The organism is Pinirhizobacter sp. (genome assembly GCF_036499745.1).
Taxonomy (GTDB): domain Bacteria; phylum Pseudomonadota; class Gammaproteobacteria; order Xanthomonadales; family Rhodanobacteraceae; genus Pinirhizobacter.
Genome location: NZ_DASYDG010000003.1, coordinates 36315 through 48681 on the forward strand (window position 1 = coordinate 36315; position 12367 = coordinate 48681).

Here is a 12367-nt window from a genome sequence, read left to right on the forward strand (position 1 = left end):
CCTATTGTGCCATCACCTGACCCATTCACGCGGCGCCTACCGGCGCTTGCGGCATATACTTGGACCAAAGCTGACCCACGTGCCCATGCCGACCGAAAACGAACAAGAACACAGCCAGGAACACGGCCTCGCGCTAGACACCGCCCGGCCGGAAGTAGCCCGACCGCCGTTGTTCCAGGTGTTGTTGATGAATGACGATTTCACCCCGATGGATTTCGTCATCGAGGTGCTGCGGTCCTTCTTCGGCATGGACCAGGAGCGCGCCGTGCAGGTGATGCTCCACGTCCATACCCGGGGCAAGGGTGTTTGCGGGGTATTTACCCGCGAAGTGGCCGAAACGAAGGTGACGCAGGTGAACGAGTACTCGCGCAGTAACCAGCATCCTCTGTTGTGCACTATGGAAAAGTTGTAAGGGAGCCCCATCTACCGGGCATGCGGCATCCCTTTTGCATGGCCGCCCAAGACATCAGCGGAGACGTTCCGTATGTTCAGCAAGGATCTCGAAGTCACCATTGGCCATTGCTACAAGCAAGCCCGTGAGCAGCGCCACGAGTTCATGACGGTCGAGCACCTGTTGCTTGCCCTGTCGGAGAATTCGTCCGCACTTGCGGCGTTGCGGGCTTGCGGCGTGGACCTGCCGCGCCTGGTCGCCGACCTGCAGCGCATCATCGCCGAGACAGTACCCGTGCTTGCGCCCGGCGACGAACGCGACACGCAGCCCACCCTGGGTTTCCAGCGGGTGCTGCAGCGCGCGGTCTACCACGTGCAGTCTTCCGGACGGAAGGAAGTGACCGGCGCCAACGTGCTGGTCGCCATCTTCGGCGAGAAAGACTCCCACGCGGTGTATTTCCTGCACCAGCAGGAAATCACCCGGCTGGACGTGGTCAACTATATTTCCCACGGCATCGCCAAGATCGGCGACGACCCGGCCGTGTCCCCGGCAGCGGCTGAGCGCGAGGGCGAGGAAGGCGGGGAGGGCAAGTCCAACCCGCTGGCCGAATACGCCTCCAACCTCAATGAACTGGCCATGCAGGGCAAGATCGATCCCCTGATCGGCCGTAAGGACGAAGTCGAGCGCACCATCCAGGTGCTCTGCCGCCGCCGCAAGAACAACCCGCTCTACGTGGGCGAGGCTGGCGTGGGCAAGACCGCCCTGGCCGAGGGCCTGGCCAAGCGCATCGTCGAGGGCGACGTGCCCGAGGTGCTGGAAGACTGCACCATCTGGGCGCTGGACCTGGGCGCGCTGGTGGCCGGCACCAAGTACCGCGGCGATTTCGAAAAGCGCCTGAAGGCGGTGATCGCACAGCTTAAGAAGCAGCCCAACTCGATCCTGTTCATCGACGAGATCCACACCATCATCGGTGCGGGTTCGGCTTCGGGCGGAACCATGGACGCCTCGAACCTGATCAAGCCGATGCTGGCCGCCGGCGAGCTTCGTTGCATCGGTTCGACCACGTTCCAGGAATTCCGCGGCGTATTCGAGAAAGACCGCGCGCTGGCCCGCCGTTTCCAGAAGATCGACGTGGTAGAGCCCACCGTGGCCGAGAGCATCGAGATCCTGAAGGGGCTGAAGAGCCGTTTCGAAGATCACCACGGCGTGGAATACAGTGCCGATGCGCTGAAAGCCGCGGTGGACCTTGCTGTCAAGCACATCCCGGACCGCCTGCTGCCGGACAAGGCCATCGATGTCATCGACGAGGCCGGCGCCCGTCAGCGCCTGTTGCCTGAGGGCGAGCGGGTAACGCAGATCGGCGTGTCGGAAATCGAGTACATCGTCGCCAAGATGGCGCGCATCCCGGCCAAGCAGGTCTCGGCATCCGATCGTGATGTCCTGCGCAACCTCGAGCGCAACCTCAAGATGGTGGTGTTCGGCCAGGATGCGGCGATCGAGGCCCTGGCCTCGTCGATCAAGATGGCACGCTCCGGCCTGGGCGACCCGGCCAAGCCGATCGGCAGCTTCCTGCTTGCAGGTCCCACCGGCGTCGGCAAGACCGAAGTCACCCGCCAGCTTGCCATGCAGCTGGGCATCGAGATGGTCCGCTTCGACATGTCCGAATACATGGAGGCTCATTCGGTGTCGCGCCTGGTGGGCGCTCCCCCGGGCTATGTCGGCTTCGACCAGGGCGGCCTGCTCACCGAGCAGATCACCAAGCACCCACACTGCGTGCTGCTGCTCGATGAAATCGAGAAGGCCCATCCGGATGTCTACAACATCCTGCTGCAGGTCATGGATCGCGGTGTCCTTACCGATACCAACGGCCGGGAAGCGAACTTCAAGAACGTGATCGTGGTGATGACCACCAACGCCGGTGCCCAGCAGGCGGCACGCCGCGGCATCGGCTTCGTCAAGCAGAACCATTCGCTCGATGCCATGGAAACCATCCGCCGGTTGTTCACGCCGGAGTTCCGCAACCGCCTGGACGCGGTGATCCAGTTCAATCCGCTGGATTTCGAGCACATCCTGCGCGTGGTGGACAAGTTCCTGATCGAGCTGGAAGCCCAGTTGGGCGAGAAGCGCGTCAGTGTCGATGTCTCGTCCGACGCCCGCCGCTGGTTGGCGGAGAACGGATTCGACCCACAGATGGGTGCCCGCCCGATGTCCCGCGTGATCCAGGACAAGGTCAAGCGCAAGCTGGCCGACGAGCTCTTGTTCGGAAAGCTGGCCGATGGCGGCAAGGTGAGCCTGGATGTGGTCGATGGCGAGCTCACCGTCGCCACCGAAGCGGCGGAGCCGGTACCGGCAGAGGCATAAGCGAAGACCCGGGCGGCGGCTGCGAGGCCCCGTCCGGTTGCCGGAATAACGAAAAAGGCCGCGCAATGCGCGGCCTTTCTTTGGAACTTGGACTCCCGGGCAAGCCCGGTGGGCAGGGTCGCCGGTTACTTCATGCGGTAGGTGATCCGGCCCTTGGTCAGGTCGTAAGGTGTCATTTCCACCTTCACCTTGTCGCCGGTAAGAATGCGGATGTAGTGCTTGCGCATCCGGCCCGAGATATGGGCGGTGATGACGTGCCCGTTCTCCAGCTGCACGCGGAACATGGTGTTGGGCAGGGTCTCCTGGACCGTGCCTTCCATTTCGATGACGTCGTCTTTTGCCATGTGACCCGGTTCGATGTGCGGCCGAAGTGGTCGCAATAGCCCGCTATTATTGCACGAAGGCGGCTTAGGTCAAAGCCTTGGGCTTCAGGCGAAGTATTCGTCGAGCTTGCGGCGGATTTCCTGCTCGATCGTGCCCTTCATGGCGCTTAGCAGCATGCCAAGCTCAGCCTGTACCCGCACGGCGGCCGGCTCCAGGCTGATGCGACCCTTCACGCCCGCGCGCTCAAAATGCAAGGTGTCGCCTTCCCAGCGCGAGGTCGTACCGAACTTCTCGCCCAGGCGTGCGGCGACTTTGTCGACGACGGCGCGCGCCTGGTCGGCTTCGAGGTGGTGTTCGCGCTGGATGTCGATACGTGCCATGGACTTCTTTATGTTCGTTGCGATCGGGCTGCGCATCGTAGCAAATGCGGCGCGGCTCATCTGCTACGATCCCTGCCACGCCATCCAGACACACGCATGCGCATTGAGTTTGCCAATTCGGCCCGCGGGGATTTCCACTGGTCGGCCGGGGTGTTGCGCATCGGCGGCAGCGACGACAACGACCTCGTGCTGGCCGAACCGCAAGTCGCCGACCATCACCTGGTGATCCACGACGATCGTCGTGGCCTGCTGCTGGAGGTCCTTCCCGGTGCCGGGCGCGTCTATGTGAACGCGCGTCCCGTACGTGAGCGCGCGCTGTTACGCGAGGGCGATCACCTGGGTGTCGGTGAGTGCCGCATGTTGCTGCGTGCCGACCACGATGTATCCGGGCGCTCGTGCGTCGACTCCGAAGACATCCGTCCCGGCGCCGCCGCGCTGCGTGCATTGGCCGGGCCCCTGTCGGGACGGGTACTGGGTATCGGTGCGCGGCTTATCCTGGGACCGCAGGGTGACCACCCGCTGGAACTTCCGCAGGGTGACGCCGGCACCCTCACCGTCGCCTGGGACGGCAGCTGCCTGCTGCTGGACGCCGAGCGCGTGCCCACCCGTTACGTGGTTCGCTTGAATGGCATGTCGATTCGTCGCGCCGTGTTGCAGCCGGGCGATCACATCGGTATCGGCGCCCACCGGTTCGTCATCGACGCCCCTGGCTGGATGCCCGATCCGGTAGCAGCGCCGGCGCAGGAGGAAGAACCGCCGTTGCCCGAGGAAGCCGCCGGCCCGCGTGGCGAGGTGTGGTGGTTGATCCTTACCGCGGCATTGCTCGCGCTGGGCATCGCGCTGGTGCTGTTCGTTCGTTTCTGACGAAACCAGTTATTTCCCGGTTGTCGTTATGCTGCAGGGCGGCATAATGCAGGACTGTCCTTAAGTCCGCCCACCCATTCCAAGGAGACTGGCGTCTTGTCCAGGGTCTTCAATTTCAGTGCCGGCCCCGCCGCCATCCCGCAAGCTGTGCTCGAACGCGCCCGCGCCGAATTGCTCGACTGGAACGGCACGGGTGCATCGGTGATGGAGCTTTCCCATCGTGGCAAGGATTTCATCGCCCTGGCCGCACGCGCGCAGGCCGATCTTCGCCAATTGATGGCGATTCCCGCCAACTACCGTGTGCTGTTCCTGCAGGGCGGTGCGACGTTGCAGTTCCCCCTGGTGCCGATGAACTTTGCCCAGGCCGGCCAGCGCGCCGACTACGTGGTGACCGGTCATTGGAGCGAGAAGGCGGTGCGCGAGGCCGCGCCGTATGCAGACGTCCATGTGGCCGCGACCTCGAAAAACGATCACTATCTGAAGCTGCCGCCGCGCGACACCTGGGACCTGTCGCCAACGTCGGCTTACGTGCATTACACGCCGAACGAGACCATCCATGGCGTGCAGTTCCACGAGGTACCCGATGTCGGCGATGTCCCCCTGGTGGCGGACATGTCATCGAGCATCCTCTCAGGGCCGGTCGACGTCTCGCGCTTCGGGATGATCTATGCCGGTGCGCAGAAGAACATCGGGCCTTCCGGCCTGGTGGTGGCGATCATCCGCGACGACCTGCTCTCGCGCAGCACGCAGCCGATGGCGAAGATTTTCTCCTACGCCGAACACGCGGCAAACGATTCGATGCTGAACACGCCCAACACCTGGGGCTGGTATCTGGCGGGCCTGACGTTCGAGTGGTTGAAGGAGCAGGGGGGGCTGGCATCCATTGATGCCACCAACCGGCGAAAAGCATCGGAGCTTTATGCCGCCATCGACGGCTCGGGCGGGTACTACCGGTGCCCGGTCGAGCCCACGGCGCGTTCCCGCATGAACGTGCCATTCACCCTGCACGATGCCTCGCTCGACGCGGCGTTCCTCGCCCAGTCTCTCGATGCCGGTCTGCTGGCGCTCAAGGGCCACAAGGCCGTGGGCGGCATGCGTGCCTCGTTGTACAACGCCGTCACGCTTGAGGCGGTTCAAACCCTCGTGGCCTTCATGGGCGACTTCGCCCGGCGCCACGGTTAGCAATAAGCAAAGGAATTCCATGAGCAAGCCGACCACCGACAAACAGGCCACGCTGGCCGAGGCGCGCACGCGTATTGACAGCATCGACCACCAGCTGCAGCAGCTGATCTCCGAGCGCGCGCGCTGGGCCCAGCAGGTGGGGCGGGCCAAGGGCCCGCTGAAGGCCGCGGTGGAGTATTACCGCCCCGAGCGCGAGGCCCAGGTGCTGCGTGGCGTGATCGACCGTAATGACGGTCCGCTGCCCGACGGGGAACTGGTGCGGCTGTTCCGCGAGATCATGTCCTCGTGCCTGTCGCAGCAGCAACCGTTGAAGATCGGCTTCCTGGGCCCGGAAGGCACGTTCAGCGAACAGGCCGTGCGCAAGCAGTTCGGACACGCCGCCTACGGCCTGCCCCTGGGCAGCATCGAGGAAGTGTTCCAGGAAGTGACCTCCGGTAATGCCGACTTCGGCGTGGTGCCGGTCGAGAACTCAGGCCAGGGCATGATCCAGGTCACCCTGGACATGTTCCTGGCCTCCAAGGCCACGATCTGCGGCGAGGTGGAACTTCGCGTGCACCAGAACCTGCTGTCGCTCGGTGGCAAGCTTGATGACGTGAAGCGGGTCTATTCCCATCCGCAGTCGCTCCAGCAATGCCAGGCATGGCTGCGCATCAACCTGCCCAAGGCCGAGCGCATGGCCGTTTCCAGCAATGCGGAAGCGGCGCGCATGGCCCGCGGCGATGAATCGGCGGCGGCGATTGCCGGTGAGACGGCCGCGCGCGTGTATGGCCTGAAGACCATCGCAGGCCCGATCGAAGACCGCGCCGACAACACCACGCGGTTCCTGGTGATCGGCCGGGGCATCTTCCCGCCATCGGGCAACGACCGCACATCGCTACTGGTGAGTGTGCGCGACAAACCCGGCGCGCTTTACGATGTGCTCCGTCCGCTGGCCGAGCGGGGCATCAGCATGAACCGCATCGAGTCACGCCCCGCGCACACGGGCAAATGGGAATACGCGTTCTTCATCGACATCAGCGGCCATGTCGAGGATGCCGGCATCCAGGATGCATTGAAGGAAATGGAGCCCTCCGCCGCCGACGTGCGCGTGCTTGGCGCATACCCGGTGGCGTTGCCATGAGTTTCGATGCAACGCTGCTTGCCAATGTTCCTGTGTCGGCATTGCGCGCTTATGATCCCGGGCACGACCTGCCCACCTTGAGGCAGCGTTTCGGCGCTGCGCTTTCGGAATTGGGTTCCAACGAAAATCCGCTGGGTCCAAGCCCCGCGGCGATGGCCGCGGCGCGTGAGGCGGTCGCATCGATGTGGCGGTATCCCGATCCCGTCGGCGCATCGCTCAAGCGGGTGCTGGCCGATCGCCTGGGCGTGACCACCAGCCAACTGGTGCTGGGCAATGGCTCCCACGAATTATTGATGCTGCTGGCGCAATGTTTCGCCGACGCTGCACATTCGGTGGTGTATTCGCAATTCGGCTTCGCCGTGTTTCCGATCGCCACCGCGGCGGCCGGTGCCCTGGGCATTGCAGTGCCCGCGCTTCCAGCCGACCACCCCGGGGCACCCTTCGGCCACGACCTGGACGCCATGGCCGCGGCGATCCGCCCGGACACACGGCTTGTGTACCTGGCCAACCCGAACAATCCAACCGGAAGCTCCTTCAGCGACGTTGAGCTCGGGGCGTTCATGGCGCGCGTACCGGGCGATGTGATCGTGGTGGTGGACGAGGCCTATCACGAGTACGTCGACCGCCCCGGGCTTTCCACGGCGATGCACTTGCTTGATCGGCATCGCAACCTGGTCGTCACACGTACCTTCTCCAAGGCCTATGGGCTGGCAGGCCTGCGCATGGGCTATTTGACTGCCGATCCATCCGTCGCCGCGGTGCTTGAACGTCTGCGTGAGTCGTTCAACGTCAACGGCATCGCCCTGGCTGCCGCCGAAGCTGCACTGGGCGACGAAGCCCATCTGGGCCGCGTACGCGATACCAACGCAAGCGACCGTGCGTGGCTTGCCGGGGAACTCACCGCGCGCGGCCTGCGCGTGTTTCCTTCGCAGACCAACTTCCTGTTGGTGGATACCGGCGGCGACGCCACCGCCCTGGAGGCCCGCTTGTTCACTGCAGGTGTGATCGTACGCCCCATGGTGGGCTATGGACTTGGTCAGACGGTGCGCATCAGTGTCGGCAGCCGCGGTGAACTGGATCGCCTGCTGGAGCAACTGTAGTGACCTTGATCAACTGGATCAGCCGCCCGGTGCATGCACCGCTCGAGGGCGAACTCACCATCCCCGGCGATAAATCGGTTTCCCATCGCGCGATGATGTTCGCTGCACTGGCCGATGGCACGTCCACTGTCCGAGGTTTCCTCGAAGGCGAGGACACGCGGGCCACGGCACGGATGTTCGCAAGCATGGGCGTTCGCATGCAAACGCCTCAACCGGGTGTGCGCATCGTCCATGGTGTGGGCATTGATGGTTTGCGTGCCGGTGATGGCGCCCTGGACTGTGGCAATGCCGGCACCGGCATGCGGCTGATGGCCGGCGTGCTTGCCGGCCAGGCATTCGACTCCACCCTGGTGGGCGATGCCTCGCTGTCCGGGCGCCCCATGCGCCGCGTCACCGATCCGCTGGCCAGCATGGGTGCGCGCATCGACACCAACGATGGCAAACCGCCCTTGCGTGTCCATGGTGGGGCGAAGCTCAAGGGCATCCGCTACACGCCCCCCGTGGCCAGTGCCCAGGTGAAATCCGCCGTGTTGCTGGCAGGCCTTTACGCCGATGGCGAAACCTGCGTGATCGAGCAACATCCCACACGCGACTATACCGAACGCATGCTGGCCGCCTTCGGCTGGCCGATCGAGTTCTCCCCCGGAAAAGCAAAACTCACCGGTGGCCACCGGTTGCGCGCCACCGACATCGACGTGCCGGCGGATTTTTCATCCGCCGCGTTCTTCATCGTGGCTGCATCCATCGTGCCGGGCTCGATCCTCCGCCTGCGTTCGGTGGGGCTCAATCCCAGGCGCACGGGCCTGCTCGAGGCATTGCGCCTGATGGGTGCGGATATCACGGTCGAAAACCGCCGGGAAAGCGGTGGGGAACCGGTGGGTGATCTCATCATCCGCTACGCTCGGTTGCATGGAGCGGTGATCCCGGAGGCCGTGGTGCCCGACATGATCGATGAATTCCCGGCTTTGTTCGTCGCGGCATCCGTGGCCGATGGCCCGACCACGATTTCCGGCGCGGCCGAATTAAGGGTGAAGGAGTCCGACCGCCTGGCCGCCATGGCAAACGGCTTGCGCATCCTCGGGCTCACCGTGGATGAAACGCCCGACGGCGCCACCATCCATGGTGGTCGGCTTGGCGGCGGCCGCGTGGAAGCGGTGGGCGACCATCGCATTGCGATGAGCTTCGTGCTGGCGGGGTTGGTGGCCGATGCACCGGTTACCATCGGTGATTGCGAGAATGTCGCCACATCGTTTCCCAACTTCATGGATCTTGCCCACGGCTGCGGGTTCGACCTGGCACAGGCTCACTGACGATGGTCGACTTCCCGTTCGTGGTGGTGATTCCCGCTCGCTACGCCTCCACGCGGCTGCCCGGCAAGCCGCTGGCTGAGATTGCCGGTGAACCCATGGTCAGGCACGTGGCGCGCCGTGCGCTGCTGGCCGGGGCAGGGCAGGTGGCGGTCGCGATCGACGATGCCCGCGTGGGCCAGGCGCTGCAGGGGCTGCCGGTAACGGTGTGCATGACTCGCACCGACCACGCCTCCGGTAGCGACCGCATCGCCGAATGCGTCGACCAGTTGGGCTGGGCCGACGACACGATCGTTGTGAACCTGCAGGGAGACGAGCCCTTCGCTCCCGTTGCCGGGATCCAGGCTGTGGCCCGGGCCCTGGCGCTGGACGATGCGCCAGTGGCCACCCTTGCCACGCCCATTGCCTCGATGGAGGAACTTCTCGACCCCAACGCCGTCAAGCTGGTGCGGGGCGCCGACGGCCGCGCGCTGTATTTCAGCCGCGCGCCGCTGCCCTGGGCCCGTGATGCCTTCGCCCGCTCACGCGATGCGTTGCCGGTCGATATTCCCTTTCTGCGGCATATCGGCATCTACGCCTACCGTGCGCGCTTCCTGCGGGCATATGCCAGCCTGCCGCAGACGCCGCTGGAGCAAGCCGAATCGCTCGAGCAGCTTCGCGTGCTGGAGAACGGCCATGCCATTGCCGTGCGCCTGTCGCCGGAGGCCTTCCCGCCGGGTATCGACACCCCGGCCGACCTCGAGCGTGCCCACCGCTTCCTTGCCGGGGGCTGACGGACAAACTCCCCGGGCCGGGAAAGTAGCTCCGGGAAAGGGTAAAATGGGCCATGGAGCCTGCACTGCATCCGCCGTTCGACGGCAAGGCCTTCGTCCGCACCCTGACTACCTCGGCCGGCGTCTACCGCTACTTCGACGCCGACAACGAGTTGTTATACGTGGGGAAGGCTGCGAACCTGAAGAAACGCGTGGGCAATTATTTCCTGAAGCCCCGCATGGAGCCGCGCATCGCGGCCATGGTGTCGCAGATCGCCCACGCCGAGGTCACGCTCACGCGCACCGCGGGCGAAGCCCTGCTGCTCGAATCACAGCTGATCAAGTCCCTCAAGCCGCGCTACAACATCATGTTGCGCGACGACAAAAGCTATCCGTACATCTACCTTTCCTCCGGCGAAGACTACCCTCGCCTGGCCTTCCATCGCGGCGGCAAGACCGGCCAGGGCAAGTACTTCGGTCCCTATCCGAGCACCTTCGCCGTTCGCGAAAGCCTGAACCTGATGCAGAAGCTGTTCCACGTGCGCCAGTGCGAGGACAGCTATTTCCGCAACCGTTCGCGCCCATGCCTGCAACACCAGATCGGACGCTGCAGCGCGCCCTGCGTCAAGCTGATCAGCGTTGACGACTACCAGGTGGACGTGCGCCACGCGCAGATGTTCCTGGAAGGTCGAAGCAGCACCGTGATCGACGAACTGGCAGGATCGATGGAACAGGCGGCCACGGCATTGAAGTTCGAGCGCGCCGCACAGTTGCGCGACCAGGTGGCGGCCCTGCGCCGCCTGCATGCGCAGCACTTCGTGCAGGGTGCCAGTGCGGACATGGACGTGATCGCCTGCCGGGTGGAAGGGGGCATCGCCTGCGTGAGCGTGTTGTTCTTCCGCGACGGCGTGAGCCTTGGTTCGCGCGACTTCTTCCCGCGACTGCCGATGGATGCCAGCACCGCGGACATCGTCGAGCAGTTCATTGCGCAGTATTACCTCGAGCGTCAGGTGCCGCGCGAATTGATCCTGGACGTTGCACTGGAAGACGCCGACACGCTTGCCCAGGTGCTGGCCGAACACGCCGGGCATGGCGTGTCGATCAAGTCGAGCGTGCGCGGCGAGCGGGCGCGTTTCGTCGAAATGGCTGAGCGCAATGCCATCGCGGCGCTGACCTCGCGCCTGGCTAGCCGACAGACGCTGGGTACGCGCTTTGACGACCTGCAAAAACTGCTGGGTCTCGACGCACTGCCGCGGCGTATCGAGTGCTTCGACATCAGCCACACCATGGGGGAGGCCACCGTGGCCTCGTGCGTGGTGTTCGGACCTGAAGGTGCCGAAAAATCACACTACCGCCGCTTCAACATCGCAGGCATCACCCCCGGCGACGACTACGCCGCCATGCACCAGGCGCTCACCCGCCGCTTTCGCAAGGTGGTCGAAGGCGGCGTGCGGCCCGATATCCTCCTGATCGACGGTGGCGCGGGGCAGGTGGCCCAGGCAATGGAAGTACTCGCCTCGCTCGACGTGCGCGACATCCGCGTGGTGGGCGTGGCCAAAGGCCCTGGCCGGCGCGCTGGCGAAGAAACCCTGATCCTTGCCGAGAGCGGGCGTGAATTGCATCCGGGGCACGCATCACCGGCGCTGCACCTGGTGGCCGCGGTGCGCGACGAGGCGCATCGCTTCGCCATCACCGGTCATCGCAAGCGGCGTGAGGCAGCCCGTGAGCGCAGTACCCTGGAAGATGTACCCGGCGTGGGAGCTCGTCGCCGTTCGGCGCTGCTCAAGGCCTTCGGCGGTCTGTCGGGAGTAGAGGCTGCCGGTGTGGAGGAACTGACCCAGGTCAAGGGCATCGATCGGAGCCTCGCCGAGCGCATCTACGCCACGCTACATCCCTAACCACCCCCGGTGTTGTGAGACACTCACCTTCTGCCTTCCGGAACTGTCCATGCGTATCAACCTGCCGACCTGGCTCACCCTTTTCCGGGTCATGCTGCTTCCGGTGATGGTCATCGTGTTCTACCTGCCATTCCGTGGGCACAACCTCACTGCCGCGGTGGTTTTCCTGCTGGCCGGATTCACCGACTGGCTCGATGGTTATCTTGCGCGCCGGCTCAACCAGACATCCGCGTTCGGTGCCTTCCTGGATCCGGTAGCCGACAAATTGATGGTGGCGGTAACGCTGTTCCTTCTGGTGGAATCCCATCGCAGTTCCACCGATGGCCCGCTGGGGAACTGGTCGGGCATCCTGATGGCGGTCACCGCCGCGATCATCGTCGGCCGCGAGATCAGCGTGTCGGCGCTGCGCGAGTGGATGGCGCAGATCGGCGAACACAGTAAGGTCAAGGTGGCCTTCATCGGCAAGGTCAAGACGGTGGCGCAGATCATCGCCCTGGTGGTACTGCTGCTGCAGCACGACGCGGAAACCTTGCGCCTGTACCACATCGGCGAGGCGCTGCTGGTGGTCGCCGGGGTGCTGACCATCTGGTCGGGCCTGGGCTACCTGCGCGCGGCCTGGCCGAGCCTGCGCGACAACCGTGGTACCCGCGAAGACACGTGAAAAACTTCCTGCAAGATGGTTGACACA

12 protein-coding genes are annotated in these 12367 nt (G+C 64.5%); 10 read left to right on the forward strand and 2 right to left on the reverse strand.

What is annotated here, in order from left to right; all coding sequences use genetic code 11:
- Positions 1 to 85: 85 nt before the first annotated feature.
- Entirely contained in the window at positions 86 to 412 is a 327-nt protein-coding gene (gene clpS, locus VGM61_RS00830; protein ID WP_250622730.1) for an ATP-dependent Clp protease adapter ClpS, read from the forward strand.
- 72 nt (positions 413 to 484) lie between these two features.
- The gene (gene clpA / locus VGM61_RS00835) at positions 485 to 2752 is read left to right on the forward strand and encodes an ATP-dependent Clp protease ATP-binding subunit ClpA (RefSeq protein WP_331520796.1); all 2268 of its coding nucleotides are present in this window, start codon (positions 485 to 487) and stop codon (positions 2750 to 2752) included.
- Between the two features lie 125 nt (positions 2753 to 2877).
- On the opposite strand, the gene infA is transcribed toward clpA, so the two are convergent.
- Positions 2878 to 3096, reverse strand: coding sequence for a translation initiation factor IF-1 (gene infA, locus VGM61_RS00840; protein WP_019466733.1), 219 nt, complete (start codon positions 3094 to 3096; stop codon positions 2878 to 2880).
- Between the two features lie 84 nt (positions 3097 to 3180).
- Positions 3181 to 3456 (reverse strand): polyhydroxyalkanoic acid system family protein, encoded by a 276-nt coding sequence (locus VGM61_RS00845; RefSeq protein WP_331520799.1) that lies wholly within the window; start codon positions 3454 to 3456, stop codon positions 3181 to 3183.
- A gap of 96 nt (positions 3457 to 3552) precedes the next feature.
- Between VGM61_RS00845 and VGM61_RS00850 the strand changes: the two genes are divergently transcribed.
- From VGM61_RS00850 to pgsA, 8 genes are all read left to right on the forward strand, one after another.
- On the forward strand, positions 3553 to 4320 hold the full coding sequence (locus VGM61_RS00850; RefSeq protein ID WP_331520800.1) for an FHA domain-containing protein: 768 nt from the start codon (positions 3553 to 3555) through the stop codon (positions 4318 to 4320).
- A gap of 96 nt (positions 4321 to 4416) precedes the next feature.
- On the forward strand, positions 4417 to 5502 hold the full coding sequence (gene serC / locus VGM61_RS00855; RefSeq protein WP_331520801.1) for a 3-phosphoserine/phosphohydroxythreonine transaminase: 1086 nt from the start codon (positions 4417 to 4419) through the stop codon (positions 5500 to 5502).
- A 19-nt stretch (positions 5503 to 5521) separates the two neighbouring features.
- Positions 5522 to 6622, forward strand: a complete 1101-nt coding sequence (gene pheA / locus VGM61_RS00860) for a prephenate dehydratase (RefSeq protein WP_331520802.1) — start codon at positions 5522 to 5524, stop codon at positions 6620 to 6622.
- On the forward strand, positions 6619 to 7722 hold the full coding sequence (gene hisC / locus VGM61_RS00865; protein ID WP_331520803.1) for a histidinol-phosphate transaminase: 1104 nt from the start codon (positions 6619 to 6621) through the stop codon (positions 7720 to 7722). The genes pheA and hisC overlap by 4 nt, the downstream gene beginning before the upstream one ends.
- Positions 7722 to 9032: a 3-phosphoshikimate 1-carboxyvinyltransferase gene (gene aroA / locus VGM61_RS00870; protein ID WP_331520804.1), complete on the forward strand. Its 1311-nt coding sequence runs from the start codon at positions 7722 to 7724 to the stop codon at positions 9030 to 9032. Before hisC ends, aroA begins: the two co-directional genes overlap by 1 nt.
- A 2-nt stretch (positions 9033 to 9034) precedes the next feature.
- Complete coding sequence (kdsB, locus tag VGM61_RS00875) at positions 9035 to 9802, forward strand: 3-deoxy-manno-octulosonate cytidylyltransferase (RefSeq protein ID WP_331520805.1); 768 nt, start codon at positions 9035 to 9037, stop codon at positions 9800 to 9802.
- Between the two features lie 53 nt (positions 9803 to 9855).
- Positions 9856 to 11679, forward strand: a complete 1824-nt coding sequence (gene uvrC, locus VGM61_RS00880; RefSeq protein ID WP_331520806.1) for an excinuclease ABC subunit UvrC — start codon at positions 9856 to 9858, stop codon at positions 11677 to 11679.
- A gap of 49 nt (positions 11680 to 11728) precedes the next feature.
- Positions 11729 to 12340, forward strand: a complete 612-nt coding sequence (pgsA, locus tag VGM61_RS00885) for a CDP-diacylglycerol--glycerol-3-phosphate 3-phosphatidyltransferase (RefSeq protein WP_331520807.1) — start codon at positions 11729 to 11731, stop codon at positions 12338 to 12340.
- The last annotated feature ends 27 nt before the right edge of the window (positions 12341 to 12367 follow it).